We start from the raw sequence: 25,047 nt of genomic DNA, 5'->3' as shown, positions 1-25,047 counted from the left end.
GCAAGTGACAGCTTGCGCCGCCTKTCAACCAAAGACCATGCGGTCTTCGGTGTTATCCGGTATTAGCTCCGGTTTCCCGGAGTTATCCCGGTCTTGCGGGCAGGTTGCCCACGTGTTACTCACCCGTCCGCCGCTGACCGAATCAGAGCAAGCTCCAATCCAGTCCGCTCGACTTGCATGTATTAGGCACGCCGCCAGCGTTCGTCCTGAGCCAGGATCAAACTCTCCAAAGAAAGTTGATCAACTTTTCAGCTTCGGCTCGCCGCCGCTCAAGGTCAAATCACCTTCACCTTCGGGATGTGAACATCCCTCCAGGCGAAGAACATTTGCCCTTCGCGATCGCCAGGATGGCGATATTTCGCCGTTGCCCGCAGGACGCGGGCTGCCTTTAGGCGAAATTACGGCGCCTCAGCTTTTCTATCGCGCTTCGTTTCGTTCAGTTTTCAAGGAACAAGCTATCGGTTTTTTAACTTAACGACAAATGCTATTATAAACAAATCTTTCAAAATGTCAAGCGGTTGTTTTTTCGCTTTGTTCTTGCCGAGTTTATCTTGTCGCGGCAATATTTTATTATACTCGTCATTCATTGTTTGTCAACCATATTTTTGATTGTTTCATTGCCGTTTGCTTCTTGGCATTGCACTGTCGCGAAACGGCGATTTTGATTATATTACGACCAGCTTTTCATGTCAACTGGAATTTTCACCTACAGCATCACAAATCGATCCCTGTAATAAACGTCTCCATCAATTATAATGCCTGTAATCGTCGCTTACATCAACTATAATCATGGTAAGAAAAAAAACAACCCATCAAAGGAGGAACCAGCTGCAATGAATATTCCGTTTTCCGCTTTGCTTGACGCCTACCGCCGCCTTTGGCCGAACCGATCGCTAGCGGCCGGACCGCTTGATGAACAAGAAAGCCAAACTCTTTTGTATGAAACGATAAGGCAAGAGCTGCGCGATGAATGGACGCATCCGCGCGTGCGGCAATCGTCCGAAGTGAAGTTTTATTACGCCGTTAAGCGGGTGGCCGCCTCTGACTTACCGGATGGCATGAAAGTAGCACTCATTCAAGCGTATTTGACGGTGATGGAACAATTGCAAGCCAATCATACATAAAACAGACGAATCCGGTTCACACTACTGAGCGAAAAAACATTTCTTGTTAAGGAGGATGGCAGTTATGGCGTTAATTCCGTATGACCCGTTCCGGCACTTGGAATCGATTCGCCGGGATATGAACCGCTTTTTTGCTAGTGATTTTCCATCGCTGTTCACTCATATGGATGAGCAGCACTGGATGCCGCGCATCGACATGCATGAAACGGCCAACGAATACGTCGTTTCGTGCGACTTGCCGGGGCTGGAGCGGAAAGAGGATGTGCACATTGACGTGCAGAACAACATGTTGACCATCAGCGGCACGATTCAACGCCACCACGATGTAAGAGAAGAACAAATGCACCGGCGCGAACGCTTCTTCGGGCGCTTCCAACGTTCGATCACCCTGCCGGCGGATGCGGCGACGGAAAACATTCGCGCGACGTACAAAAACGGCGTGCTTGACATTCATATCCCGAAAACAACGACAGGAACGAAAAAACGCGTTGATATCGAGTTCCATTAATACGGAAGGGAGCGGCTTATCGACCGCTCCCCTTTTCGTTGCCCTCGCTGCTGGCGCGGATGACGAGCTCTGTCGGCACGACGACCTTTTTGCAAATCGCTCGTTTCGTCGTCAACCGTTCGATGAGCAGCTCAACCGCTGTTTCACCCATAAATTCTGTGTATACTTTCACCGTCGAAAGCGGCGGGTGAAGAAATGCTGCCGTCGGAATATCATTGAATCCGACAATCGCCGCCTCTTCCGGAACAGCGATCCCGGCTTCATGCAGCGCACGCAGGGCGCCAATCGCCATCGAATCACTGGCAATGAAAAACGCCGTCGGCAAGTCGCCGCCTGAAACAGCCTCTTTCATCAGCCGATAGCCATCTTCAGCAGTGAAGGCACCGATCCATACATAGCGGGAATCATACAGCCCTTTGACATACAAATATTCGTAAAACGCCGCTTCGCGCTCATCGCGGATCGGCGTTTCCCCGTCGACATATTCACGGCCGCCGATATAGCCAATTTTCGTATGCCCCAACCGAAGCAAATAATCAAGCACCGTCACCGTCGCTTGACGCAAGTCGATGACGACTGAATCAAACCGATGCTCATCAGGCGAACAGTCGACAAACACAATTTGTTTGGCCCCGGCGGCAAAAACCTCGACTTCCTTCGGCCCGAATTTTCCGACGGCGATGATGCCATCGAGCGCCTCCATCCGTTCGATCGGATAGGCGCCGTGCTGTTTAAACAATTTGACGAGTTCGATGCCGCGGTCAAAACACTCTTTTTCCACTCCGAGGCGAATCGCCATATAATATGGGTCATCGATTTCCTGGCGCTCCGAATACCAGTGAATGAGCCCGAAGCGAAACGATTCGCGCGCTTGCTGGCTTCGTTCCCGCAATGTTTTGTAGTTCAGCTCTTGTGCGACTTCAAAAATGCGCCTTCTCGTTTCATCGGAAACGGACAGCGTCGCATCGTAATTGAGCACGCGCGACACCGTCGCAACCGATACGCCGACTTTTTCCGCAATTTCTTTTAACGTGGCCATAGTCTGTTTGAATTCCCTTCCTTATGTTTCATAATGAAGCGCGTTTTTCGCTGCGTTTATACAAAGACATGCGCTCCACAGCGTGCTGCATAAAGCGGCGAAACGCGTCCTTCCCTCGCTTGTCCCGCTTAAACACCCCGGCATGTTCCAACACGGTCACAAACCGTTGTCCGACTTCGTGCCGCAAAATGTCATGGACGTTGTCCTTCGTGATGTCCGGATAGGCCGAGCGAATGGCTTCGCACCAATCCCAATGTTTATGCATCGACTCGTCCCAGTCTTCTTTTTTTGTCCGATGCACGAGATAATCGGCCAGCGTCTCCAGTTCCGCGGCAAGCCGTGCCGGCAGCACCGCCAGCCCCATCACTTCGATCAAGCCGATATTTTCTTTTTTAATATGATGCAATTCTTCATGCGGATGGAAAATGCCGTACGGATGTTCCGCTGACGTCCGATTGTTGCGCAAAACGATGTCCAACTCAAACAAATCGCCGCGCCGCCGGGCGATCGGGGTGATCGTGTTATGCGGAACATCGCCGCTGTAGGCCATAATCTCGACACTTGGGTCGCTGTACGTCCGCCATGTTTCATACAAAAAGGCAGCCGCATCCAACACATCCTCTTTCGGTCCAGTCAAACGGATGACGGACATCGGCCAGCGCACAATGCCGGCTGTGACCGACGGAAACGATGGAAGCGGGATACACTCTTCGATCTCCGCCTTTTCCATCGCAAACGTATAGCACCCGCCTTGGAAATGGTCATGCACTAAAATCGAGCCGCCGACAATCGGTAAATCGGCGTTCGAGCCAATGAAATAGTGCGGGAACTTTTCGACGAAATCGAGCAAACGCTCAAGCGTCTTCCGCTCCATTTTCATCGGCACGTGTTCGGCGTGGAAGACGATGCAATGTTCATTATAGTACACGTAGGGAGAATATTGGAAATACCACTGTTCATCCAATAACGTGATCGGGATGACACGGTGATTGGAACGGGCTGGATGACGCCACGTTCCTTCATACCCTTCGTTTTCTTTGCATAATACACATTTTGGATACGAGGATGACGGCATCTCTTTTAATTTGGCGATTTCCTTCGGGTCTTTTTCTGGCTTCGCCAAGTTAATGGTGATATCCAATTCTCCATAGATTGTTGACACTTTCCAGTGCTGATTGTTGGCGATGCGCGCCGTTTGAATGTAATTGGACGTTTGGCTCAACGAATAAAACCAGTCCGTCGCCTCCTGCGGGTCGCGGCGGTACCGCTCGTAAAAGGCGCGGATCACTTCCGACGGCCGCGGCATGACGCAGTCCATCAGTCTCGCATCCCATATATCGCGCTCGGTCGTTGTATTCGTTTCCAACAATCCTTGTTCATACGCCCAATCAATCATAGCGTCCAATACCGGGGCCGGCGAGGCCAAGGGAACGTCCTTGACCTCGGCCGGCTGCCATTCCGTGAGTCGGAGCGTTGCCAGCAGGCGGTTGCGCGCGTACACAACATCTTCCGGCGCTAAAAGGCCGCGTTGCTCGGCATAACGGATCAGTTGTTCAATCGCCGCAAAAATCGTTTCCATGTTTACACACCCCGATAGCCGTTTGGCCGCGCTTGATGCCATTCCCATGCCGACGCGACGATATCCGTAATGGACGGGTATTTCGGCTCCCAGCCGAGCTCGCGCTTTGCTTTTTCCGATGAAGCGACAAGTCTCGCTGGATCGCCCAGGCGCCGCGACATGACGCGGGCTGGAATCGGATGCCCGGTCACTTGCCGCGCCGCTTCGATGACTTCTTTGACGCTAAATCCATTTCCGTTGCCTAAATTGTATACATCGCTGTCTGCCCCGCTCCGCAATTTCTCGAGCGCCAGCCAATGGGCATCGACGAGATCAAGCACATGAATGTAGTCGCGGATGCACGTGCCGTCGGGCGTGTCGTAGTCATCACCGAAAATGGAAATTTCCTCGCGCTGGCCAAGCGGCACTTTTAAAATCAATGGAATAAGATGCGTCTCCGGGTTGTGGTCCTCACCGATTGTCGTGCCGTACGCCCCGGCGACATTAAAGTAGCGGAGCGAAATCGAGCGGATGCCATAGGCGCGGTCCGCCCATTTCATCATTTTTTCCATCGCCAGCTTCGTTTCTCCATACGCGTTCGTCGGTTCCGTCGGGTCGGTTTCGACGATCGGGATTTGTTTCGGCTCCCCATACACCGCGGCGGTTGAAGAAAAGACGATTTGCTTGACGCCGAACTCCTTCATCACTTCAAGCAACACTTGTGTGCCGTACACATTGTTGTCGTAATATTTCAGCGGCTCTTCCATGCTTTCGCCGACCAATGAGTTCGCCGCAAAATGAATGACCGCCTCAATGTCGTGCTGGCGAAACACCTCGCGCAAAAAATCGCGGTCGCGAATATCGCCTTGGCAAAACACCGCATCAGGGTGAACCGCCTCCCGGTGCCCCGTCTGCAAGTTATCCACCACGACCACGCGCTCCCCTTTTTCAAGCAGACGGTACACCGCATGGCTGCCGATATACCCTGCCCCTCCGCAAACCAAAATCATCGGCTCATCTCCTCCAGTTCCGTGAGTTCTCTCGCCCCGTCACCAACTTCAACGACATAAAAGCTTGCTTCATAACCGATTTTTTCGGCATACGCTTTTCCGACCCGTTCAATGAAATCTTGAACGCATGCCTTTTTCACAATGTTCACCGTGCAGCCGCCGAATCCTGCTCCGGTCATGCGCGCCCCGACCGTTCCTTCGTGCGACCATGCCGCTTCAACGAGCGTATCGAGTTCAACGCCTGTCACTTCGTAATCATTGCGCAGCGACAAATGCGACTGTTTCATCAACTCGCCAAAGCGGATCATGTCTCCGCGCTCAAGCGCCCGGGCGGCTTCAAGAGTCCGCTCGTTTTCCGTCACCGCATGGCGGGCCCGTTTTTGTTCAAACGGGGAAAGAAGATGTTCATAACGGGCCAGCTCTGCGCTTGTCAGCTCGCCGAGCGAGGCGATGTTCCGCACGCTTTGCAGCTTCGCGAGCGCCGCCTCGCACGTCGCCCGCCGCTCGTTGTACGCCGAGTCCGCCAAGCCACGCTTTTTGTTTGTGTTCGCGATGACAATCGAACAATCGTTGAGCACGAGCGGCAAATAGCGGTACTCGAGCGTCTGGCAGTTTAATAGAATGGCGCAATCTTGTTTCCCCATGCCGACGGCAAACTGATCCATAATGCCGCAATTGACGCCAACGTATTTATTTTCTACGGTTTGGCTCATTTTCACAAGTTCTAGTTGGTCAAGCCCGCACCTGAACAGTTCGTTGAGCATGACCGCGGTCACGAGCTCAATCGACGCGGATGACGACAGTCCTGCGCCGTTCGGGATCGTGCCATAATACAAAATGTCCAATCCGGTCTCCAGCGGGCTGAGCGCTTGAAACGCAGCCAAGATCCCTTTCGGGTAGTTCGCCCAGCCGTGCTCGCTCCGGTATGACAAGTCGTCATACGGCACGGTGATGACGCCGGTTTCTGGAAAATTTTTCGAGTACAGTCTAACAAGCGGTTCTGTCGTTGGCCGGACAAGCGCATACGTGCCGATCTCGAGCGCGCACGGCAGCACATGCCCGCCGTTGTAATCCGTATGCTCGCCGATCAAATTGACGCGGCCGGGGGCGAAAAAGACGCGGATGCCTTCGCCCAAGCCGCCGAAAAGCTCGGTAAATTGCTGTTTTAAGGTTGTGATCATGAAGGGGCCTCCTTAAGGTCATCTTATAATAAATATTTTAGTTAAAATTTTACTATTCGTCAATGAAAAACTCCTACTTTGTTGTTTGTTCATGACTGCAGGCTTCTTGTCAGAAACAAAATGCCCTCCTCGTCCGTATAATTCGTTAAAATCAACCTATCCTAAACATAAGAATGAACAGGAGGCCCAAACATGGACGCCAAACTGCAGCTACAAAAAGAGTTAAAGAAAATCGAACATTGGGAACACTCCCAAAAAGACCTATGGTTTTGGGAAAAGCTCGGCCGCTTGCCGTTTCAAGTGCTTGATAAGCTGACGCCAAAAGTCGTCCATCGAAAACTCGGGCAGCTGCTTGATGAGTTGGGCAGCTATATTCAAAGCGGCGGGCAATATTTAGTGAATGAAGAGAAAATATTCACTCGGCTCGGGGTATCGTCGCTTGCGCAAGTGCCGCACTTGCCGCTTGAGACGATGGACCGCGTTTGCGACGAGTTGATCGATGCGCGAGTGACGTTCGCCCAGCTGCAAGGGGCGGCAACTGGAATTGGCGGGGCGCTGACGCTGGCGGTAGACATTCCGGCGCTGCTCGGCTTGGCGCTGAAAACGCTGCAAGAGATCGCCATCGTGTACGGATACGATCCGAAGGAAAAAGAGGAGCGCGTGTTTGTCGTCAAATGCCTGCAGTTTGCCGCGGCGGACATCGTCGGGAAAAAAGCGATTTTGGACGAGCTTTCGTCGTTCTCCAATGAACGCGGGCGCGTCTTTTCCGAGCTGCAAGGCTGGCGGGAAGTGATGATGACGTTCCGCGACCAATACGGGTGGAAAAAGCTGTTTCAAGCCTTTCCGATCATCGGTGTCATTTTCGGTTCGCTGTTTAACAAATCGTTTATGGAAGACATCGCTGAAACCGGGAAGATGCTCTATCGGAAGCGTCGCATCATCGAGAAGCTCAAACAGTTTGAACCCGATGTCTAGACGACATCGGGTTCAATTCGTTTACGGCTGGTGCATAGGCTCGAGCGACAGCATCCCTTCTTATCGTTAAACGGCTTTCAACCGCCACATCATGCTGACAAAATCACCAGAGCGGTACGGCAAGGCCACTCCGGCATACATCAGCTCGTCGCCGCCGTAAACGCCAAGGCCCTCGATTTCGTAGTCTTTATTCGGGTCAAGCCCTTTGAGGCGCAGGTATGACAGCGGGGCGTTTGCTTCAGCCAAAACGCGGAAATAGGCGACGAGCGCTTCCGAGCGGTCGGCAGAGACAAACATCCACGCCGCCTCGTTGCCTTCAAACGGGCTTAGCAGTCGATAAAACGTGCCGAACTGGACAAGGCGGGGCACGTCTTTGTAAAACGCGACTTGTTGCTTAATCATTTGTTTTTCTGTTTCCGTCAATTTCGTGATATCGAGCTCATAGCCGAAGTTGTCTGCAAATGAAACTGCTTCGTTTGCGGATTGTATGTAACCGCCATCCTCTTCCCTCACTTTGATTTTTTATTTAAATTTTACTTAATTTTTACGAAAAAATCTATCAAAAAAGCGCCCGGATGAGGGCGCACATATTTCTTATACCCATTTGTTCATAATCCGCTAATCCTGATCCTTCTCCTCCAATACCGCTCGTCGCAGTTCCTTGTCGAGTTCTTTCTCATACATGTCCCGCTCTTCCCCCGTCCACCCCAAATACCGCGCCATAAACGCCATGACCGCCTCTTTCTCCCGCCGGACAGAATCAATATTAAACAACAGCGCCCCGGTGCGGCGGATGAAGTAGTCGACCGGTTTGGCCGCCATTTCTTCCTCAATGGCGTAGACGAGGCGGATGAACGTTTCGCGCGTTAAGCCAGATGAACGGTCGTATTGCTGGCTTAAAGCAAACAGCCGGTCGACATTTGTGCCGTATTGTCTCGCCAGCCGCGCTCCCGCTTCTTTCGTCAATCCATAGCGCACCGCTTCTCCCGCTTTTTCGGCGATGAAGGCAGGGAGGCGGTGCGAGCCGCCGACATCGCCGCCGGAAATCGGCAATTGTTTCGTCCGACATGGCCGAAACACTTTTCCTTCTTCTTTCTCCAGCTGCTTGGCGACAAGATCGACGACGGTCTCGGCCATTTTCCGGTAGCCGGTCAGTTTGCCGCCGGCGATCGTAATGAGGCCGGATGGCGATGTCCAAATCTCGTCTTTGCGGGAAATTTCCGACGGGTTTTTCCCTTCTTCATAAATGAGCGGACGGACGCCAGCCCAGCTCGACTCGACGTCGTCGGCAGTGATGCCAACCGAAGGGAACATGTAGCGGATCGCTTTTAGTAAGTAGTTGCGGTCTTCTTCCGTCATCGCCGGATGAGCCGGGTCGCCGTCGTAAAACGTATCAGTCGTGCCGACATACGTTTTCCCATCCCGCGGAATGGCAAACACCATCCGGCCGTCCGGGGTGTCAAAATAGACCGCCTGCTTGAGCGGAAACCGCTTTTGGTCGATGACGATATGGACGCCTTTTGTCAGCCGGAGCCGCTTGCCGGTTTTCGATCCGTCTTTGTCGCGCAGCACATCGACCCACGGTCCGGCGGCATTGACGACTTTTTTGGCGCGGATGTCATACAGGAGGCCGCCGAGCATGTCGCGGCAGCGGGCGCCGATGATGCGGCCGCGCTCGTCGTACAAAAACTGTTCCGCTTTTACATAGTTGACGGCGTCGGCGCCAAGTTCAGCTGCTTTTTTGACGACCTCGATCGTTAGGCGGGCGTCGTCGGTCCGGTACTCGACGTAATAGCCGCCGCCGATCAGGCCGTCGCGCTTTAAGAGCGGCTCTTTTTCCAATGTCTTCCAGGCATCAAGCATCGTGCGCCGCTCGCTTTGCTTGACGCCAGCCAACCGGTCATACAGCCAAAGGCCGAGCGACGTGCTCCATTTGCCGAACGTCCCGCCGCGGTAAATGGGCAGCAACATCCACTCCGGTGTGGTGACGTGCGGGCCGTTTTCATACACAATCGCCCGTTCGCGCCCGACTTCGGCGACAAGCTTCACCTCGAACTGCTTCAAGTAGCGCAAGCCGCCGTGAACGAGTTTCGTCGACCGGCTTGACGTTCCGGCGGCAAAATCTTGCATCTCGACAAGCGCCACCGTCATGCCGCGCGAGATGGCGTCAAGGGCGATGCCAGAGCCGGTGATCCCTCCCCCGATGATCAGAAGATCATATTGTTTTTCGTTCATCGCTTGAAGAACATCGCTCCGCTGTTTGCTTGAAAACGCCATGCATGATTCCTCCTTTGAAAAAGACAAAAAGAGACCATTGCAAACACGATAAGCCTTTCGCCTACCATGCATGCATGGTCTCTCCCTGTCTCCTGACTGATGATTAACTTGTTACCTTTATTGTAGCAGACTGCAACCGATTTGGCCAGCTCAACGCATTATCCATTGTAGTGGCGCCATAATGTTTCGTTTGACGTCGTCACCGCCGCCGCGCCGGCTTCTAGCGCCCGCTCGACGTCGTCGGGGGTGCGGATGAGCCCGCCGGCGTAAATCGGTTTCCCGGTCCGTTCTTTCACTTCGCGGATGATGTGCGGCATGGCGCCCGGGATGACTTCAATGCAATCGGGATTCGTTTTGGCGATCAGCTGGTAGCTCTTTTCAAGGGCATGCGAATCTAACAAAAATACCCGTTGCACGGCGAGCACTTTTTTTTGCCGCGCCTTCATAATGACGCCCGCTTTCGTCGAAATGAGGCCATGGGGGCGGAACTCTTGGCAAAGGTATTCCGCCGCATGCTCATCATGGCTCAGTCCTTGCACTAAATCGGCATGGACAATGAGCTGTTTGCCGCACCGGCGCACGTAATCGAACACACTTTTTAATTGGGCGATATGCACCTCAAGCAACACGCCGACCGTGTAACCGCTTGACAAAAAGGCGTCAAATTGCTTCATCGTTTTGATGGCCGGAATGATGCGCTGTTTCACTTCCATTTTCTTTTCCTCGATTCATCCTCTCATTTTGTCAATCTCATCTAAGCATGACAGTGACATCATGGTTCGCGGTTTGCATGTCGCGATTTTCACCCCGCGCTTGCGGAACTTTTCGACGACATGATGAATCGCCTTTTTGCCCGCTGTCTCTTCTTCGTGAAGATGCCCCATCATTTCACGCCCCTCTCTCCTGCTTCGCTTTCGGAATGGCAAGCTCGACCGTCGTTCCTTGGCCAACTTCGCTTTTGATGACAATTTGTCCGCCGTATTTATCGATGATCTCCTTGGCGATCGAAAGGCCGAGCCCGGCGCCGCCTTGTTCGCGGCTGCGCGCTTTGTCGACGCGGTAAAAGCGCAAAAAAACGTTTTTCAGCTCTTCTTTCGGAATGCCGATTCCATAATCGCGGATGGACACGATGACAAACGGCCCTTCCTCACGCAAGGAAACCACGATTTGTTTCATTCGTTGAGAATATTTTACCGCATTGTCAAGCAAAATGAACAGCAGTTGTTCAAAATGATGTTTCGCCATCGCCATGCGCGCGAGCGGCTTCTCCGGCTGGTCAATCAGAAATTGAAAATCCGGATGCAAGACGCGAAAGTTTTTGACGACTTGTCCGACAGCCGCCGCAGCATCCATCGGCACGATCTCATCCGGCACCGTAATCGCCTCGGCGCGCGATAAGTCAAGGAGCTCAAGAACGAGCCGCTTCAGCCGCTCCGCCTCTTTCACCGCCGCTTCGAGCGATTCTTCTAAAATCTCTGGATTGTGCTTGCCCCATCGCTGCAGCAACGAAAGATGGCCTTGCAAAATGGCGAGCGGCGTGCGCAGTTCATGGGACGCATCCTCGACAAATTGCCGCTGCATGGCGAACGACCGCTCAATTTCATCCATCATGCCGTTGAACATCACCATCAATTCTGAGATTTCATCGCGCGTCGGAGGCACATCAATGCGCCGTTTCAGCCCGTTGTTTTTAATGTCCGCCATCGTTTTAGCCAGCGTTTGCAGCGGCCGGACGAAACTTTGCGCCACGAACCGGCCGGCGAGAGCGCTTGCCGCCATGGCCAAAAAGCCGATCGCCGTCATGATGAGAAAGAGCGTGTTGGTCACTTGTTGGAACCTCGCCAGCCGACGGGCGATTTCGATCGTTCCATGCAATTGGCCAATATGAAGCGGCTGGCGGAGCAGCAAAAACCGTTCATTGTTGATGAAATGCTCATCCATTTTCCGCTTGTCGGGCATCTCGCTTGGCGATAGCGACACCGCCGCCCCGTTTGAAACGGAGACGATGACGTTTCCTTTCTCATCCGTGACGCGAATGAGCTGGTAGCGTTCATTCAGCTTTTCCAAAAACGCGCGGCTGCGGCGAATAGCCTCCCATGATACATTACGTTTTTCCGCGTAATATGTTTCAATTTCCGCCACCGTTTGCTCCATCGTTTTTTCTTCTTCCTTCAGCAGCCATTGTTTGACCATATGATATTGCAAAAACGTAAACACAAAATACGTAATGAAAATCGCCCCGGCAGACAAAACGGTCAGCTTCCCTTTCAGCGAAAGCCGGCGAATAGCCTCCCGCTTCATGGCCGCATCACATATCCCGTGCCGCGCACCGTTTGGATATACCGCTCTTTATCGTGTTCGTCAAGCTTTTGCCGCAAGTAGCGGACATACACATCGACGACGTTCGTCTCGACCTCGGCATCAAATCCCCACACTTTGTCAAGCAGCGTATCGCGCGTCAAGACGACATTGATGTTTTGCATAAATGCGACGAGCAAATCGTATTCGCGCCTCGTCAATTCAATAAACTCATCTCCTTTTTTCACCGTGCGCGCCTGCACATCAACGACTAAATCTTTAAACGTCAGCACTTGGCCGTCCGATTCAGGATGAACGCGGCGAAACAAGGCGCGGATGCGGGCGAGCAGCTCTTCAATGGCAAACGGTTTGACAATGTAGTCATCAGCCCCGTTATCGAGCCCCATAACGCGGTCAAACACGCTGTCGCGCGCTGTGATCATAATGATCGGCGTCGATTTCGCCGCCCGGATGCGGCGGCATACTTCCATGCCATTTAAACGTGGCAGCATGACATCAAGCAAAATGAGATCCCACTGCTCAGAAAGAGCGAGCTCGAGCCCTTCGCGCCCATCGGCGCATACATGCACGTCAAAGCCTTCGTGCGTCAAATCAAGCTCCAAAAACCGGGCCAGCCCGGCCTCATCTTCAATCAATAAAACACGTCTGTTCATCAGTTGCTCCTCCTCTCTTGTGGCTGTTGCTGCTTCCACCTTTATACATCCCCGGTTTCTTTCGTTTTATTTTTACTATACACAACAAAAAGCCCGCCGCCAACGGCGATCAGCGGGCGAAAGAGAGCGGACCGCTGTTGGCGGCTGCCCTGAAAAGCGCGCCGTCAAAAAGCGGTCCGGCCAACCGTTCATGAATGGCGGTCAACGATCCAATCAACAACGGCTTGAACGATTTCAAACACTTGATAAGAGAGAAGCGACACGGCTGTTCCAGAAAAAAACAATGTCACCAGCCAATGAACCCAATGCATCGCGCCATCCCTCCTCCCGCCGCCGGGCAACCCGCAGCGTTATTGATGTGCATCTCATGGATGGTGATGTCATTATATTCCATCTGGATTAAAATAAGATGAAAACTCCCTAAAAAAGCATGGAGTAGCTTTTTTTGCGCTCCGTACATACATTGACAGTGAATCGCCTTGCCAATCGGCAGCGTCTCGACAGAGCCATTTCGCTGTTTTGGAAAAGAAAGGGAGGGAAGCGCAATGAATGAATCGTTTCAACCGCCAGCCAGCGAGGGAGGCCACCACCCGTTCCATCATTTGCGGAAAATGATGAATCAATGGTTTGATGAACGGCCGCTGCAAAAACTGTTTGAAACGCTCGATGACTATTTCGCACAAACGTTTGCTGCAGCGTACATTCCGATCGAGGTGAAAGAGACGAAGCACGATTACCAAATCATGGTCCGGCTGCCTGATATCAAGAGGGAACAAATCAGCTTGCAATGGCAGGAAGATGGGCTGCAACTGATCGTCGATCACAATGAAACAATTGAATCGGCAGATCATCACGGCCATGTATACGAACGCCGCCACGCCCGGCGGCGCGTGGCGCGGCTGATTCCGTTTCCGTATCCGGTCGCTGAGCATGAGGTGAAAGCCTCGTTTCAAAATGGGACGCTCACCATCCAGCTGCCGCAAAAGCGGAAATATATCGATATCGATTGAGGACGATCCAGCCTGTGTGTGCATTCAAAAACCATTTTGGCAACGGCCAGCGCCGCGCTTGGGCGTGAAACAAGCCGTTCCCTGCATGGGGAGCGGCTTGTTTCTCGTCCAGCTTCTATTGTTTATCAGGAGAACCCGGAGCGGCTGACGGCTTCCGACACTTCTTTTTTGGTCACCCATTCGTTGGCGATTTCCTCGCGGTTGTTCGTGTATTTGTTTTTCCGCTTCCGGTTGTCGTTGCGGTCTGTCACCGCCATCACCCCCTTATTGTTTGCCATTCGCTTGCCTTGCCGCGGCCAAAACGATGCATACATACTTTCTCGGCTGACAAGCTACGCTACTGATAGGAGGTGCAAAACGAATGGCGAAACTGCCCGATTTCAAACAATTGAACGACCGACTGATCAACGAGCCGTCGGATGAGCCGATGCTTGTCATCAAAACAAACCTCGACCCGGACCGCGTGACGGAAGAAAATCCGTACGTCCAAGGCCGCACAAACACAAGCAAAGAGTTTGTCTCTTTTTTTGAAGGGGGCGGACGATGATGGAACAAACACTCGCTTACTTGCGCGAAGTGCTGTCCAACTATTTGGATCACCACGGCGACACCCCAAAACGCATTTACAAAAAACTGATCAGCAAACCATACCGAGGCGAAGGGGAATTTGTCCGCGACTTGACGCAAGAAGAAAGCGCCTTTTTGGACCGCATTTTGCCCCATGAAATCCGCTATGCGATGGATGAGCGCGATTATGAGCGCGTGTATCAGCTCAATGAAGTGTATGAGTTGCTCATTTGACAACGTGCAAACCGCTCCCCGTGCAAACGGCGGAGCGGTTTCCCTTTTTCAAGCGCGCTCGACCGTCGCGCCATGACGCGGTTTCATTTTTTAAACGTACCGAGCAACCCTTTCAACATGCCGTTCACTTGATTGACCGTATTGATCATTTGCCCCACCGTGCTCATCATTTTGTTGATATCGTACGTTCCGTCGTTGTTTTTAAACTGGGCGAGAAACGACGGGCGCGGCGGCAAAAGCGGCCCTGGCTTTGGATACGGCATCGGATACGAGGGAGGCGCGGCATGGCCGTACGGAAGATGAGGCCAGTGAACCGGCGCCGATGGGAAGGATGAAACCCCATAGTGAAAATAAGGACTATAATGGCCGCCTGAGCCGTATGGTCCATAAACCGGCGGCGAAACTGGGCGCGGATAACGGTGCATGTCTCCTCTCCCCCATGTTTGATAATCGATTCCCCCTAGGCTAAGGAGGCGAGCTGCCACTAGTATATGTGCAAACGCCTGACGACGTGTACGGACATGTCACCTCTTGTCGGAAGTTTTAATTTTCCGAAATCACTCTTTCTTCCTATTTTCATGGTACGATGTAAAAAAGGGGGAAGGGGGAAAAGCATCGAATGAACGTGACGGAGTTAAAGCATAAGTTTATGGCGGTCAAACATTGCGAACCGGCTGAGGCGAACGAACTGCTTGATTTTGCCCGCCGTCTGTATTTGCGCGGGGAAATTTCGCTCGCCGAGTACCGCGATCTCGTGCGTGAGCTCGAAAAAGCCGGCGCCTCTCAGCCGGATGAAGCAGGGGAATACGCTGGGCTGTAGGACGATGAGGGAGCTTTTCCCTTCTTTTTTTTGCCCCTGTTCCTCAAGACGCATAAAAAACGATGTTTCTTCCCACCCTAAAGAGGCAAGAGGAATTGTCGTACAAGGGGGGATTGGCGATGGGTCGAGGTGTCCATTTTAACCATAAATTGAAAGGCCATGACCATGAAAAGCCGAAACATGGAAAACCAGCGCCGCCCAAGCATACTGAGCGGGTCGAATACGAGATCAACACCGTCGCTACTGCAGAAGGCGGCCCGGTCTCGATCACGACAGGCAAAGACACATAAAACAAAAAGGGGCTGATCCAAAACGCACTCGCGTTTTGGGTCAGCCCCTTTTTCCGTGCGGCCGCTTTCTCCTGCCCCGTCAAAGCCTCTCCTTGCCTGCTTCGCTCGTGTCGTCAAGCCGTTCCTTGACAAGCGCCAGCGTATAAGCGACGGCCTGGCTGTATTGCTTGATGCGGCGCTCGGGAACGGATGGATAAAATGCCTCAACGCACAGCTTCGCCATATGGTCGGCGGCGGCCTCAATTTGCCGCTCATGGACATATTTCGGCCGCGCATGGCGGATCCAGCGGGAAGCGGCGTCCTTCCACCGTTCGGCAACGGCCTGCACCTCTTCGGCCATCGGTTTCACGTCGCCAAAAAAATCCGGCTCCTCGTTCCGCTCGCGGGCGCGCCGGGCGATCAAAAGCAGCTGTTCGTTGTATTGTTGCAGCCGCTTCGTCAACGCCTTAAGCTCTTTTTCCATGGCGCCTCCTCCTTATCCATGCCGGCAAATCCGGTTTGCCCATATGCCCTATGGCCCGAAGAACGGATGCGTTTTACCGCGATGCGCTTCTGTTTGATGATACCATACCGGCCGGCTTACACGAAATACAATTTCGACGAAAGCGGAAGTGCAACGCTCTGCTTCTCCTTCTCAAGCCGCTGTTCCACGCCGGCGATCTGCCCTTCAAGGCGCCCGAGCTGCGCTTGATTTTGCGCATAACGCTCTTCGATGACATCGGCGATCACTTTTTCCATTTTCGCATCGACTTGCTCGATGAGTGCGACAATTTCCTGCAGCTGCTTTTCGATCTCCTCTTTTTTGACGAGCCGTTTTTCCATGCCCTCTCCCCCATTTCTCGCATGATGATATTCCATTCGCGGCGGGAAGGACGACTCCTGCCGCGGCGACAAAAGTAGAACGAATTCGGCAAAGAAAGTGGCAAGCAGCCGTCATTCGACATTGCCCTCCTCCCCCGCTTGCCTTCGATCAAGACGAAGGTCTTCTCGGTCAGAGAGGATAAATAAAGAAAAAAGGGCGCATATGACCGGAGCGTATGGTATAATAAAAACCATTCAAAGGAGATGAACGCGATGACACTCAAATACCCGAGCGGAAAAGAGTACCGCGGAAACAAAACAAGCATAGCGCACCTTCCGGCGGCCGATTATGCCAATCGCGGCATGACGCTCGAAGACGACTTAAACGAGACGAATGAATATTACCGGGAACGCGGCATCGCTGTCATCCATAAAAAGCCGACCCCGGTGCAAATCGTGCGCGTCGACTATCCGAAACGGAGCGCCGCCGTCATTACCGAAGCTTACTTCCGGCAGGCGTCGACGACCGACTACAACGGTGTGTACCGCGGCAAGTACATCGACTTTGAGGCGAAAGAGACAAGAAACAAAACGGCGTTTCCTCTGAAAAATTTCCACGCTCATCAAATCCGCCATATGGAGCAAGTTGTCGCCCACGGCGGCATTTGTTTTGCGATTTTGCGTTTTTCTTTGCTCAATGAAACGTATTTGCTTGACGCCTCTCATTTGATCGCTTGGTGGAACGAACAGGAAGCCGGCGGACGAAAGTCGATTCCGAAACAAGAGATCGAACGGCACGGACATTCCATTCCGCTTGGCTACCAGCCGAGAATTGATTATATTAGTGTAGTAGACAACGTGTACTTCAGCGGTTGAAGTGAAAACTTGTAAGAAAGGCAGGATTTGCTTATGTCTGGTGAATATCGTTCTCGCGTGGAACGAAAGCAGGCAGCAAAACAAACGAAACAGAAGAAAGCGAAAACGAAAAAAGGGACCGCGTGGCTGAAAACAGTCGCCATTGCGATATTGTTCATCATTGCGATCGTCGCTGTCGGCGGCGTGGCGGCGTTCGCCTACTTCGTCAAGGACGCCCCCCCGCTTGATGAAGCGAAAATTAAAGACCCGCTCTCTTCCATCGTGTACGATATGAATGGGAAGAAAGTCGCCGAACTTGGCGGCTACAAGCGGACGTACATTTCGTATAAAGACGTGCCCAAAGTGCTCGAAGATGCCGTGCTGGCAACGGAAGACGCCCGCTTTTATGAACATCACGGCATTGATGTCGTCCGCTTGGCTGGCGCCGTCGTCGCCAACATCAAGGAAGGATTCGGTGCGGAGGGCGGCAGCACGATCACCCAGCAAGTCGTCAAAATGACGTTTTTGTCACGGGAGAAAACATTGAAGCGAAAAGCGCAAGAGGCGTGGCTCGCGCTGCAGCTTGAACAAAAATATTCGAAGCATGAAATTTTGGAAATGTATTTGAACAAGATTTATTACTCCGACGGCATTTACGGCGTCGCCCGCGCTGCGGAGTATTACTTTGGCAAAACGAACTTAAAAGAGTTGACACTTCCGGAGGCGGCGCTGTTAGCCGGCATGCCGCAAAGCCCAAACCGGTACAATCCGTATGACCATCCAGAGGCGGCGAAAAAACGGCGCGACACCGTGTTGTCGCTGATGGCGAAACACGGCTTTATCAGCGAGGAAGAAGCGGAAAAAGCCAAGCAAGTGCCGATCCAGTCGATGCTCGCTGAGCGGAAAAAACCGCAAAGCTCCGTGCCGTATGACGCCTTCATTGACGAAGTGATCAAAGAAGTGACCGACAAAGCGAACGTCAACGTCTTTGAAGACGGGCTGAAAATTTATACAACGCTCGACCAAGACGCTCAGGCATACGTAGAAAAGCTATTAAACTCTGACAAGTACTTCACCAATAAGAAAGATTTGCAATCCGGCATCGCCGTCGTCGACACAAAAACAGGCGCCATTCGCGCGTTAGGCGGCGGGCGCAACCACGACCACGTCGAATTTGGCTTCAACTACGCCATCAAACCGGTCGGCCAACCGGGTTCGGCGATCAAACCGATCTTGGACTATGGACCGGCGATCGAATATTTAAAATGGTCAACAGCGCACATTCTTGTTGACGAGCCGTATACGTATTCGGACGGCACGCCGATCCGCAACGCCGGCGGAGGATATATGGGGCCGATCACCTTGCGGACGGCACTGGCAAAATCACGCAACATCCCGGCGTTAAAAACGTTCCAAGCCGTCGGCAAAGAACGGGCGATGGAGTTTGCCAATCGTCTTGGGATGGGCTTTAGTGAAGTATATGAGCCATATGCGATCGGGGGAGTATCCAACTATGTGTCACCGTTGCAAATGGCCGGGGCCTACACCGCCTTTGGCAACAACGGGATTTACACAAAGCCGTATGCCGTGACGAAAATCGTCTTCCCAGACGGCACGGAAATGGATTTGCAGCCAAAGCCGAAACGGGTGATGCACGACTATACCGCTTATATGATCACCGATGTGCTGAAAACGGTCATCCGCTCCGGAACCGGCGTGTTGGCTAATGTCCCAGGGCTTGAGCTCGCGGGCAAAACAGGAACGACAAACTACGGCGAAGACGGCGCCAAATTTGGCCTCCAAAGAGACGATGTGCCGGACAGCTGGATTGTCGGCTATACGCCAAACTATACGGCGGCCATTTGGGTCGGCTTCAGCAAGCGAAGCAGCACGGCAAAGCTTAGTATAGAGGAACAAAAAATCCCGAAATACTTGTTGAAAAACTTAATGTCCCATATCGATGACGGCAGCGGAAGCTTCAAGCAGCCGGAGAGCGTCGTCAAGCTGCCGATCAAAAAAGGCACAAACCCGCCGAAGCTCGCCGGCAAATACACGCCGGAAAGCGAAATTACGTATGAATTGTTCGTGCGCGGCACTGAGCCGACGGAGACAGCGAACGACGTGCCGGAAGAACTGCCGGCGGTGAAAGGGTTGACCGCTGTGTACGACCAAGCGGCGAACGCCATCTCGGTTTCGTGGTCATACGATGAGCAAACCGATGAGACGATCTTCGAGGTGCGCGTCAAAGATGGCCAAGGTCAAACGAATACGATCACCACAAAAGACCGTTCGATCACGATTTCCAATCCGACGCCAGGATGGACGTACACAATCGCCGTGTACGCAAAAGACGGCGAACGAATGAGCAAACCGGCCATAGCCAGCGTTCATGTCCCCGGCGAGCCAGATAACAACCCTGTTCCGCCGCAATCGCCAGGCGACGCCGATCAAGGCAACGGCGCGCCTAACGGCAATAACAATGGCCAAGACAACGGAAATGGCCAAGGCAACGGAGACCAAACCAATGGAAATGAAAACCAAGGTGGACAAGGGAACACCGGCGGACAAAATGGCGGAAATAGCAATGGACAAGACGACGGCAATCACGGTGAGACCGGCACCGATAACGGACAGCCGAACGGAAATAACGGCCAAACCAACGGAACGACCGGCAGCACCAGCTCCGGCAGACCTGCGACGCCCGCCTCGCCGCCGGTAAAAAACGGAAATGGCGCCGGAGCCAATGCCGGGAGCCGCCAATAACGGCGGGCCGGCGCCCGGCATTGCCAAAAAAAGATGGCTCGGCAATCGAGCCATCTTTTCTTTTAGACATTCCGCCGGCAGGCCGAGCCGATGGGCGGCCTCAACGAGCGCTTGTCTTTTCCTTCTCCTGCTTTCGCATTCGCTTTTTCCCTTCACGGCATAAATGAAGAAGAGGACATGACGGACATTGCGGCGCCTGCGCCTTGCAATGGTAGCGGCCGAAAAAAATCATTCGGTGGTGGGTGATCGACCATTCTTCTTTTGGGATGATTTTCATCAACGTCTTCTCGACTTCCAAAACCGAGTCGTCCCAGCGGCAAAAGCCGAGCCGTTTGCTGACGCGCTCGACGTGTGTATCAACCGCGATGGCCGGCACGCCGAACGCAACGGACACAACGACGTTCGCCGTCTTCCGCCCGACGCCCGGCAGCTTCATCAACTCATCGCGGTCGCGCGGCACTTCGCCGTTGTACTTGTCAATCAACATTGCGCACAGCTTTTGAATGTTTCGCGCTTTGTTCCGATATAAGCCGATCGAGCGGATATCTTGCTCGAGCTCCTCAAGCGGCACAGCAATATAATCGTGCGGCGTCCGATATTTTTCAAACAGCCGTTTCGTCACCTTGTTGACGAGCGCATCGGTGCATTGCGCCGACAAAACGACCGCAATCAGCAGCTCAAACGGATTGCGGTGCAAAAGCTCGCAATGCGCATCCGGAAACATTTTTGCCATCTCATCCAAACAGTAGCGGATTTGTTGCTTTGTCAGCACCTCGTCTCCTCCTTATTGCCATGTTGGGTCGAACAAAACGACGCCTTTTACCGGTTCGATTGGCCATTTTTGGACAAACAAAAACGAGAGACAGCGCCTCTCGTTACGAGTCGAGCCAATTGAAAAACGGGATCGTCTGTTTAAATTCTCCCGCCGTCTGTTTCGCCGAACGGGAGGACAGTTTCGGCTTGCGAAACTTTTTGCCGTAGTCGTGCGCCTGTTCAATCGTGCGAATGCCGTTCTTTTTCCATTCAAACAAGATGCGATCGATGTAGCGGAAATTCAACTTCCCCGACAGCACCGCTTCGCGCAGCGCCGCTTTAATGATGGCCGGCTCATGGCCGTCTTGATCGATCCACATCGCAAGCGTTTCACACTCGAACGGGGAGAGCGGGCGGCCAAACTCCTGCTCAAAAACGGTGTATAAGCTCTCCTCTTCCTCCTGCCGGCCGAGTTCCCCCTGTTGAGCCGCTTGGGTGTACAAATGATGCACTAGCTTCTCCCAAAGCGGTTCAAGCGTATATTTTTCGTTGCGAATGCCTTGTTCATCCGTATGCTCTTCAATAGCGATCATCCCTTTTTGCAAGAGCCGACGCACCATGTCCATGCATTCCGCTGCCGAGACCGTCATTCTTTCGGCCAGCTCGGCCGGCGTCGGAAACAAGACGCCTTCTTCGAAAAACGACTGCATATGCAAAAGCAAGACGAGCTCCCCCTCGCCCAACCCAAGCTGCTTGTAGTGGCCAAGCAGCAGCTTCGGGACGGCGATGCTTCCTTGCGCCAGCCATTCGGCCACCTTTTTCTTTTCCATGCCGATGCACCTCAACTATAGTATAACATGACGGCGGCGAAAAAACCCCCTTTTTGCAGGGGGTTTTTTACGGATAAAGCCGGTTGAGCAGCCGCGGGAACGGAATCGTCTCGCGCACATGTTCGACGCCGCAAATCCAAGCGACGGTGCGCTCCAGGCCGAGCCCAAACCCTGAATGCGGCACAGAACCGTATTTGCGCAAATCTAAATACCATTCATACGCTTCAAGCGGCAAATGGTGCTCTTCAAGGCGGCGCTTGAGCAACTCATAATCGTGAATTCGTTCCGAGCCGCCAATGATTTCCCCGTATCCTTCCGGCGCAATCAAATCGGCGCATAGCACAACGTCGGGGCGGTTCGGGTCCGGCTGCATATAAAACGGCTTCAAAGAGGTCGGATAGTGGGTGATGAACACCGGTTTGTCAAAACTTTCGGCGATGGCCGTCTCATGCGGCGCACCGAAGTCATCGCCCCACTCGATGTCGGTCAATCCTTTTTCATGCAACAGCTTGATCGCCTCATCATACGTTAGGCGCGGAAACGGCGGTTTGACCAGCTCAAGCTTAGACACGTCGCGCCCGAGCCGCCCGAGTTCAAGCCGGCAGCGCTCGAGCACCGACTGCACAAGGTAGGAGACGTACTCTTCTTGCAGCCGCAAATTGTCTTCAAACTCATAAAACGCCATTTCCGGCTCCACCATCCAAAACTCAATCAAATGGCGGCGCGTTTTCGATTTTTCGGCGCGGAACGTCGGGCCGAACGAGAACACTTTGCCGAGCGCCATCGCCGCCGCTTCCATATAGAGCTGGCCGCTTTGCGACAAATAGGCATCCTCATCAAAATATTTCGTATGGAACAGTTCGGTCGTTCCTTCCGGTGCGCTGCCAGTCAAAATCGGGGCGTCGACTTTCACAAACCCGCGGTCGTTGAAAAACTCATACGTCGCCCGGATGATTTCGTTGCGAATTTTCATGATCGCGTGCTGGCGCCGCGACCGAAGCCAAAGGTGGCGATGGTCCATCAAAAATTCGACGCCATGCTCTTTCGGCGTAATCGGATAGTCAACCGCTTCTTGAATGACTTGCAAATCGGCAACCGACAGCTCGTAGCCAAATGGGGAGCGCTCGTCGATGCGCACCGTGCCCGTCACATAGAGCGACGTTTCTTGCGTCAATGTTTTTGCGCGCTGAAACACCTCTTCCGAGACGTTCGCCTTTTCGACGACGCCTTGAATAAAGCCAGTGCCGTCGCGCAGCTGCAAAAAGACGATTTTCCCGCTTGAGCGCTTGTTCGCGAGCCAAGCGCCGATCGTCACTTGTTGTCCTACGTATTGATTCACTTCCGCAATCGTCGTCGTTTTCACGCACTGATTCCCTCCAATAATCGACACATCCATCATTCGCTATTATACCGTTCCGCCGGCGTCACGGCAACGACCAGCCAAAGCGGCGCAAAACGATGCTGCGCCCACCAAACGCCTTTCGACGCAGCCGTCCCCCGGAGCCGACCGGCAGTCCGCCGCTCCAATCGACGCGGAAAAAGCGGCTTTGCACCAAACAAAGCCGCCCTTTTCTTTCCACTGACACCTTGGCGCAAGGCGCCTTAGGCCCGCGCCTCCATAAACCGGCGGATGCGTTCGATCGCTGTCTCGAGCGCCTCAAGCGATGTCGCGTATGACAAGCGAACGTTGTCCGGCGCCCCAAACCCAGAGCCGGGCACGAGCGCGACTTTCGCTTCCTCCAGCAAAGCAGCGACGAACTCGTCGACCGTGCGGCAGCCGGCCATATCCGCCGCCTTTCGGGCGTTCGGGAACAAATAAAACGCTCCTTGCGGTTTAACGCAGGTGAAGCCTGGAATTTCTACAAGCTTGTCGTAAATGATGTTGAGCCGTTCTTCAAACGCTTGGCGCATTTGTTCGACCGGCTCCTGCGGCCCACTGTAGGCGGCAATGGCCGCATATTGAGCGATCGATGTCGGATTCGATGTGCTATGGCTTGCTAAATCGGTCATCGCTTGAATGATGTCTTTCGGTCCAGCCGCGTAGCCGATGCGCCACCCTGTCATCGAGTGCGATTTCGATACGCCGTTGATGATGACCGTCTGCGCCTTCAGCTCCGGCGACAGTTCGGCGATCGACACATGTTTCGCCCCGCCGTAAATCAATTTTTCATAAATTTCGTCCGAAACGATCAACACATCATGCGCCAAGCATACTTCACCGAGCGCTTTCAGCTCCTCGGCCGTATAAATCATGCCGGTCGGATTGCTCGGAGAATTGAGAATGACCGCTTTGGTCCGCGGCGTAATGGCCGCTTTCAACTGTTCCGGCGTCATTTTAAAGCCGTTTTCCTCCAGCCCCTCAACATAAACCGGAACGCCGCCAGCCAGCTTCACTTGTTCCGGGTAGCTCACCCAATATGGCGTCGGAATGATGACCTCATCGCCTTCATCAAGCAGCACTTGAAAGAGCGTATAAAGCGCATGCTTCGCCCCGACACAGACGATGATTTCCGCCGGTTCGTACGAAAGCCCTTGGTCGCGGGCAAACTTTTTGATGATTTCCGCTTTCAGCGCCGGCAACCCGCCTGACGGCGTATATTTCGTATGCCCTTCATTCATCGCCTTGATGGCCGCCTCGATAATGTGCTTGGGCGTGTTGAAATCCGGTTCGCCGGCCCCAAGGCCGATCACGTCGTATCCGGCCGCTTTCAGTTCCTTTGCTTTCGCCGTAATGGCCAATGTCGCCGATGGCGTCAGCGACGCCACCCGTTTTGCCAGTTTCATCGCTTCTTCCCCCTCACGTCCTCACTGTTGAAAACTGTACCTCTTCAGGAAGGCCCCATCCGCAAAGTGAAGGTAATAAAACGAATACCTTCCTTCCGCATCAATATATGTCAACTCCCAAAGAGGCACGCCTTTTTCCATGCCAAGCGTCGCGTCGATGATGCGCCGCGGGCGGCGGTCGCGCTGCAAAATGGCGCGCGCTTCTGCCTCGCTGATGCCGCTGTCCACGCGCTTGACGACGACATCCCCCTCTTTTTCAGGCACCCAAACGACGGCTGCTTTCCCTTGTTCCGTTCTTCCGATGAATACGGTGCACGCTTCGTCGCCATAATATGTATAGACTTTCTTCACATCAGCAAGCCCGGCGGCTTCCTTCGCCCGCGCCAACGCGTTTTCCACCATCAGCCGTTTGGGCGCCATCGCCTCGTCATAAATCGACCATGCCTGCCAAATGAGGAACCCAAAAAAAAGCAGAGCGAACCAACCCCACTTTTTCATCGTGATCACGTCCGATAAATCGTAAAGACGGCCTGGCGCTTGTCGTTTTCATCCAAGGCAAGGCCAAACATCAAATTGTCGCGCTTTAGCGTTCGGTTCAAGCAATCGACAATTTTGTACAAGTCGTCGGAGTGCTGAACTTTGACGGTAGCGAGCACTTCGATTTTGCTTTCCATTTTCGTCGTTTCCTCCTGTGCG

Annotated in this window: 31 protein-coding genes, 1 rRNA gene and 1 pseudogene; 10 read left to right on the top strand and 23 right to left on the bottom strand. The window is 53.3% G+C overall.

The window, feature by feature from the left end:
• Positions 1 to 233 (bottom strand): 16S ribosomal RNA (locus tag B1A75_RS10110); the annotation flags it as partial.
• A gap of 600 nt (positions 234 to 833) precedes the next feature.
• Between B1A75_RS10110 and B1A75_RS10105 the strand changes: the two genes are divergently transcribed.
• Both B1A75_RS10105 and B1A75_RS10100 read left to right on the top strand, forming a co-directional pair.
• Entirely contained in the window at positions 834 to 1,124 is a 291-nt protein-coding gene (locus B1A75_RS10105) for a hypothetical protein (RefSeq protein WP_074044685.1), read from the top strand.
• A 64-nt stretch (positions 1,125 to 1,188) separates the two neighbouring features.
• Complete coding sequence (locus tag B1A75_RS10100; protein ID WP_011231631.1) at positions 1,189 to 1,632, top strand: Hsp20/alpha crystallin family protein; 444 nt, start codon at positions 1,189 to 1,191, stop codon at positions 1,630 to 1,632.
• 16 nt (positions 1,633 to 1,648) lie between these two features.
• On the opposite strand, the gene B1A75_RS10095 is transcribed toward B1A75_RS10100, so the two are convergent.
• From B1A75_RS10095 to B1A75_RS10080, 4 genes are read right to left on the bottom strand one after another with little or no spacing between them, the layout of a single operon-like run.
• Positions 1,649 to 2,671 (bottom strand): LacI family DNA-binding transcriptional regulator, encoded by a 1,023-nt coding sequence (locus B1A75_RS10095; protein WP_074044686.1) that lies wholly within the window; start codon positions 2,669 to 2,671, stop codon positions 1,649 to 1,651.
• Between the two features lie 28 nt (positions 2,672 to 2,699).
• A complete protein-coding gene (gene galT / locus B1A75_RS10090) occupies positions 2,700 to 4,250 on the bottom strand; it encodes a UDP-glucose--hexose-1-phosphate uridylyltransferase (protein WP_074044687.1) in 1,551 nt (516 codons plus the stop codon).
• A 2-nt stretch (positions 4,251 to 4,252) separates the two neighbouring features.
• Positions 4,253 to 5,239: a UDP-glucose 4-epimerase GalE gene (galE, locus tag B1A75_RS10085; protein ID WP_074044688.1), complete on the bottom strand. Its 987-nt coding sequence runs from the start codon at positions 5,237 to 5,239 to the stop codon at positions 4,253 to 4,255.
• Entirely contained in the window at positions 5,236 to 6,420 is a 1,185-nt protein-coding gene (locus tag B1A75_RS10080) for a galactokinase (protein ID WP_074044689.1), read from the bottom strand. Before B1A75_RS10080 ends, galE begins: the two co-directional genes overlap by 4 nt.
• 192 nt (positions 6,421 to 6,612) lie before the next feature.
• Here B1A75_RS10080 and B1A75_RS10075 point away from each other — a divergent pair, with 192 nt between their 5' ends.
• The gene (locus B1A75_RS10075) at positions 6,613 to 7,395 is read left to right on the top strand and encodes an EcsC family protein (RefSeq protein ID WP_079936140.1); all 783 of its coding nucleotides are present in this window, start codon (positions 6,613 to 6,615) and stop codon (positions 7,393 to 7,395) included.
• A 66-nt stretch (positions 7,396 to 7,461) separates the two neighbouring features.
• On the opposite strand, the pseudogene B1A75_RS10070 reads toward B1A75_RS10075, so the two are convergent.
• From B1A75_RS10070 to B1A75_RS20535, 7 genes and pseudogenes are all read right to left on the bottom strand, one after another.
• Positions 7,462 to 7,863, bottom strand: a pseudogene (locus B1A75_RS10070) (GH36 C-terminal domain-containing protein); the annotation flags it as partial.
• Between the two features lie 150 nt (positions 7,864 to 8,013).
• Entirely contained in the window at positions 8,014 to 9,672 is a 1,659-nt protein-coding gene (locus B1A75_RS10065) for a glycerol-3-phosphate dehydrogenase/oxidase (RefSeq protein WP_079936139.1), read from the bottom strand.
• Between the two features lie 158 nt (positions 9,673 to 9,830).
• Positions 9,831 to 10,385, bottom strand: coding sequence for a glycerol-3-phosphate responsive antiterminator (locus tag B1A75_RS10060; RefSeq protein ID WP_079936138.1), 555 nt, complete (start codon positions 10,383 to 10,385; stop codon positions 9,831 to 9,833).
• Positions 10,386 to 10,400: 15 nt separating this feature from the next.
• A complete protein-coding gene (locus B1A75_RS19895) occupies positions 10,401 to 10,556 on the bottom strand; it encodes a hypothetical protein (RefSeq protein ID WP_167367387.1) in 156 nt (51 codons plus the stop codon).
• A gap of 4 nt (positions 10,557 to 10,560) precedes the next feature.
• Positions 10,561 to 11,973, bottom strand: a complete 1,413-nt coding sequence (locus B1A75_RS10055) for a HAMP domain-containing sensor histidine kinase (protein ID WP_074044693.1) — start codon at positions 11,971 to 11,973, stop codon at positions 10,561 to 10,563.
• The gene (locus tag B1A75_RS10050; RefSeq protein ID WP_079936137.1) at positions 11,970 to 12,644 is read right to left on the bottom strand and encodes a response regulator transcription factor; all 675 of its coding nucleotides are present in this window, start codon (positions 12,642 to 12,644) and stop codon (positions 11,970 to 11,972) included. Before B1A75_RS10050 ends, B1A75_RS10055 begins: the two co-directional genes overlap by 4 nt.
• 188 nt (positions 12,645 to 12,832) lie before the next feature.
• Positions 12,833 to 12,955: a hypothetical protein gene (locus B1A75_RS20535; protein WP_255781669.1), complete on the bottom strand. Its 123-nt coding sequence runs from the start codon at positions 12,953 to 12,955 to the stop codon at positions 12,833 to 12,835.
• A gap of 234 nt (positions 12,956 to 13,189) precedes the next feature.
• Here B1A75_RS20535 and B1A75_RS10045 point away from each other — a divergent pair, with 234 nt between their 5' ends.
• Positions 13,190 to 13,654: an Hsp20/alpha crystallin family protein gene (locus tag B1A75_RS10045; protein ID WP_079936136.1), complete on the top strand. Its 465-nt coding sequence runs from the start codon at positions 13,190 to 13,192 to the stop codon at positions 13,652 to 13,654.
• 125 nt (positions 13,655 to 13,779) lie between these two features.
• Here the strand turns inward: B1A75_RS10045 and B1A75_RS19890 are convergent, their stop codons facing one another.
• Positions 13,780 to 13,932: a hypothetical protein gene (locus B1A75_RS19890; protein WP_176202401.1), complete on the bottom strand. Its 153-nt coding sequence runs from the start codon at positions 13,930 to 13,932 to the stop codon at positions 13,780 to 13,782.
• An 83-nt stretch (positions 13,933 to 14,015) separates the two neighbouring features.
• Between B1A75_RS19890 and B1A75_RS10035 the strand changes: the two genes are divergently transcribed.
• Entirely contained in the window at positions 14,016 to 14,201 is a 186-nt protein-coding gene (locus tag B1A75_RS10035) for a hypothetical protein (protein ID WP_011231645.1), read from the top strand.
• Positions 14,201 to 14,455 (top strand): sigma-G-dependent sporulation-specific acid-soluble spore protein CsgA, encoded by a 255-nt coding sequence (locus tag B1A75_RS10030; RefSeq protein ID WP_011231646.1) that lies wholly within the window; start codon positions 14,201 to 14,203, stop codon positions 14,453 to 14,455. Before B1A75_RS10035 ends, B1A75_RS10030 begins: the two co-directional genes overlap by 1 nt.
• 83 nt (positions 14,456 to 14,538) lie before the next feature.
• Here B1A75_RS10030 and B1A75_RS10025 read toward each other — a convergent pair whose 3' ends face one another.
• Positions 14,539 to 14,880: a YppG family protein gene (locus B1A75_RS10025; protein ID WP_074044697.1), complete on the bottom strand. Its 342-nt coding sequence runs from the start codon at positions 14,878 to 14,880 to the stop codon at positions 14,539 to 14,541.
• A gap of 194 nt (positions 14,881 to 15,074) precedes the next feature.
• On the opposite strand from B1A75_RS10025, the gene B1A75_RS10020 reads away from it, so the two are divergent.
• Positions 15,075 to 15,275 (top strand): YppF family protein, encoded by a 201-nt coding sequence (locus B1A75_RS10020; protein ID WP_011231648.1) that lies wholly within the window; start codon positions 15,075 to 15,077, stop codon positions 15,273 to 15,275.
• 119 nt (positions 15,276 to 15,394) lie between these two features.
• Positions 15,395 to 15,565 carry a hypothetical protein gene (locus tag B1A75_RS19885; protein WP_013144930.1) on the top strand — a complete coding sequence of 57 codons (171 nt, stop codon included), beginning with the start codon at positions 15,395 to 15,397 and terminating at the stop codon, positions 15,563 to 15,565.
• Positions 15,566 to 15,644: 79 nt separating this feature from the next.
• On the opposite strand, the gene B1A75_RS10015 is transcribed toward B1A75_RS19885, so the two are convergent.
• Together B1A75_RS10015 and B1A75_RS10010 are read right to left on the bottom strand one after the other, a co-directional pair.
• Positions 15,645 to 16,028, bottom strand: a complete 384-nt coding sequence (locus B1A75_RS10015; RefSeq protein ID WP_079936134.1) for a YppE family protein — start codon at positions 16,026 to 16,028, stop codon at positions 15,645 to 15,647.
• Between the two features lie 116 nt (positions 16,029 to 16,144).
• Positions 16,145 to 16,387 (bottom strand): hypothetical protein, encoded by a 243-nt coding sequence (locus tag B1A75_RS10010; protein WP_074043310.1) that lies wholly within the window; start codon positions 16,385 to 16,387, stop codon positions 16,145 to 16,147.
• Positions 16,388 to 16,639: 252 nt separating this feature from the next.
• On the opposite strand from B1A75_RS10010, the gene recU reads away from it, so the two are divergent.
• The gene (recU, locus tag B1A75_RS10005) at positions 16,640 to 17,242 is read left to right on the top strand and encodes a Holliday junction resolvase RecU (RefSeq protein ID WP_079936133.1); all 603 of its coding nucleotides are present in this window, start codon (positions 16,640 to 16,642) and stop codon (positions 17,240 to 17,242) included.
• A gap of 33 nt (positions 17,243 to 17,275) precedes the next feature.
• Positions 17,276 to 19,984, top strand: a complete 2,709-nt coding sequence (locus B1A75_RS10000; RefSeq protein WP_079936132.1) for a penicillin-binding protein 1A — start codon at positions 17,276 to 17,278, stop codon at positions 19,982 to 19,984.
• Between the two features lie 100 nt (positions 19,985 to 20,084).
• Here B1A75_RS10000 and nth read toward each other — a convergent pair whose 3' ends face one another.
• From nth to B1A75_RS09970, 7 genes are all read right to left on the bottom strand, one after another.
• Positions 20,085 to 20,756, bottom strand: a complete 672-nt coding sequence (gene nth / locus B1A75_RS09995) for an endonuclease III (RefSeq protein WP_074043313.1) — start codon at positions 20,754 to 20,756, stop codon at positions 20,085 to 20,087.
• 103 nt (positions 20,757 to 20,859) lie between these two features.
• A complete protein-coding gene (locus tag B1A75_RS09990) occupies positions 20,860 to 21,567 on the bottom strand; it encodes a DnaD domain-containing protein (RefSeq protein WP_074043314.1) in 708 nt (235 codons plus the stop codon).
• A 67-nt stretch (positions 21,568 to 21,634) separates the two neighbouring features.
• Entirely contained in the window at positions 21,635 to 22,963 is a 1,329-nt protein-coding gene (asnS, locus tag B1A75_RS09985; protein ID WP_020278328.1) for an asparagine--tRNA ligase, read from the bottom strand.
• 28 nt (positions 22,964 to 22,991) lie between these two features.
• Entirely contained in the window at positions 22,992 to 23,153 is a 162-nt protein-coding gene (locus B1A75_RS19880) for a hypothetical protein (RefSeq protein WP_161496644.1), read from the bottom strand.
• A gap of 16 nt (positions 23,154 to 23,169) precedes the next feature.
• Entirely contained in the window at positions 23,170 to 24,351 is a 1,182-nt protein-coding gene (locus B1A75_RS09980) for a pyridoxal phosphate-dependent aminotransferase (protein WP_074043315.1), read from the bottom strand.
• Between the two features lie 21 nt (positions 24,352 to 24,372).
• Positions 24,373 to 24,849: a cell wall elongation regulator TseB-like domain-containing protein gene (locus B1A75_RS09975; RefSeq protein ID WP_074043316.1), complete on the bottom strand. Its 477-nt coding sequence runs from the start codon at positions 24,847 to 24,849 to the stop codon at positions 24,373 to 24,375.
• Positions 24,850 to 24,854: 5 nt separating this feature from the next.
• Positions 24,855 to 25,025, bottom strand: a complete 171-nt coding sequence (locus B1A75_RS09970) for a YpmA family protein (protein ID WP_074043363.1) — start codon at positions 25,023 to 25,025, stop codon at positions 24,855 to 24,857.
• Positions 25,026 to 25,047: the final 22 nt, after the last annotated feature.

The sequence above is a fragment of the Geobacillus sp. LEMMY01 genome, from assembly GCF_002042905.1.
Lineage (GTDB): Bacteria > Bacillota > Bacilli > Bacillales > Anoxybacillaceae > Geobacillus > Geobacillus proteiniphilus.
The sequence above is the reverse complement of the archived record's forward strand: the minus strand, read 5'-3'. Positions and strand labels throughout refer to the sequence as shown.

Bases quoted from the DNA above. Each gene is read 5' to 3' on its own strand.
- B1A75_RS10105 (WP_074044685.1), top strand. From the start codon at position 834: ATGAATATTCCGTTTTCCGCTTTGCTTGACGCCTACCGCCGCCTTTGG.
- B1A75_RS10100 (WP_011231631.1), top strand. From the start codon at position 1,189: ATGGCGTTAATTCCGTATGACCCGTTCCGGCACTTGGAATCGATTCGC.
- B1A75_RS10095 (WP_074044686.1), bottom strand. From the start codon at position 2,671: ATGGCCACGTTAAAAGAAATTGCGGAAAAAGTCGGCGTATCGGTTGCG.
- galT (WP_074044687.1), bottom strand. From the start codon at position 4,250: ATGGAAACGATTTTTGCGGCGATTGAACAACTGATCCGTTATGCCGAG.
- galE (WP_074044688.1), bottom strand. From the start codon at position 5,239: ATGATTTTGGTTTGCGGAGGGGCAGGGTATATCGGCAGCCATGCGGTG.
- B1A75_RS10080 (WP_074044689.1), bottom strand. From the start codon at position 6,420: ATGATCACAACCTTAAAACAGCAATTTACCGAGCTTTTCGGCGGCTTG.
- B1A75_RS10075 (WP_079936140.1), top strand. From the start codon at position 6,613: ATGGACGCCAAACTGCAGCTACAAAAAGAGTTAAAGAAAATCGAACAT.
- B1A75_RS10065 (WP_079936139.1), bottom strand. From the start codon at position 9,672: ATGGCGTTTTCAAGCAAACAGCGGAGCGATGTTCTTCAAGCGATGAAC.
- B1A75_RS10060 (WP_079936138.1), bottom strand. From the start codon at position 10,385: ATGGAAGTGAAACAGCGCATCATTCCGGCCATCAAAACGATGAAGCAA.
- B1A75_RS19895 (WP_167367387.1), bottom strand. From the start codon at position 10,556: ATGGGGCATCTTCACGAAGAAGAGACAGCGGGCAAAAAGGCGATTCAT.
- B1A75_RS10055 (WP_074044693.1), bottom strand. From the start codon at position 11,973: ATGAAGCGGGAGGCTATTCGCCGGCTTTCGCTGAAAGGGAAGCTGACC.
- B1A75_RS10050 (WP_079936137.1), bottom strand. From the start codon at position 12,644: ATGAACAGACGTGTTTTATTGATTGAAGATGAGGCCGGGCTGGCCCGG.
- B1A75_RS20535 (WP_255781669.1), bottom strand. From the start codon at position 12,955: ATGCATTGGGTTCATTGGCTGGTGACATTGTTTTTTTCTGGAACAGCC.
- B1A75_RS10045 (WP_079936136.1), top strand. From the start codon at position 13,190: ATGAATGAATCGTTTCAACCGCCAGCCAGCGAGGGAGGCCACCACCCG.
- B1A75_RS19890 (WP_176202401.1), bottom strand. From the start codon at position 13,932: ATGGCAAACAATAAGGGGGTGATGGCGGTGACAGACCGCAACGACAAC.
- B1A75_RS10035 (WP_011231645.1), top strand. From the start codon at position 14,016: ATGGCGAAACTGCCCGATTTCAAACAATTGAACGACCGACTGATCAAC.
- B1A75_RS10030 (WP_011231646.1), top strand. From the start codon at position 14,201: ATGGAACAAACACTCGCTTACTTGCGCGAAGTGCTGTCCAACTATTTG.
- B1A75_RS10025 (WP_074044697.1), bottom strand. From the start codon at position 14,880: ATGCACCGTTATCCGCGCCCAGTTTCGCCGCCGGTTTATGGACCATAC.
- B1A75_RS10020 (WP_011231648.1), top strand. From the start codon at position 15,075: ATGAACGTGACGGAGTTAAAGCATAAGTTTATGGCGGTCAAACATTGC.
- B1A75_RS19885 (WP_013144930.1), top strand. From the start codon at position 15,395: ATGGGTCGAGGTGTCCATTTTAACCATAAATTGAAAGGCCATGACCAT.
- B1A75_RS10015 (WP_079936134.1), bottom strand. From the start codon at position 16,028: ATGGAAAAAGAGCTTAAGGCGTTGACGAAGCGGCTGCAACAATACAAC.
- B1A75_RS10010 (WP_074043310.1), bottom strand. From the start codon at position 16,387: ATGGAAAAACGGCTCGTCAAAAAAGAGGAGATCGAAAAGCAGCTGCAG.
- recU (WP_079936133.1), top strand. From the start codon at position 16,640: ATGACACTCAAATACCCGAGCGGAAAAGAGTACCGCGGAAACAAAACA.
- B1A75_RS10000 (WP_079936132.1), top strand. From the start codon at position 17,276: ATGTCTGGTGAATATCGTTCTCGCGTGGAACGAAAGCAGGCAGCAAAA.
- B1A75_RS09990 (WP_074043314.1), bottom strand. From the start codon at position 21,567: ATGGAAAAGAAAAAGGTGGCCGAATGGCTGGCGCAAGGAAGCATCGCC.
- asnS (WP_020278328.1), bottom strand. From the start codon at position 22,963: ATGGATGTGTCGATTATTGGAGGGAATCAGTGCGTGAAAACGACGACG.
- B1A75_RS09980 (WP_074043315.1), bottom strand. From the start codon at position 24,351: ATGAAACTGGCAAAACGGGTGGCGTCGCTGACGCCATCGGCGACATTG.
- B1A75_RS09975 (WP_074043316.1), bottom strand. From the start codon at position 24,849: ATGAAAAAGTGGGGTTGGTTCGCTCTGCTTTTTTTTGGGTTCCTCATT.
- B1A75_RS09970 (WP_074043363.1), bottom strand. From the start codon at position 25,025: ATGGAAAGCAAAATCGAAGTGCTCGCTACCGTCAAAGTTCAGCACTCC.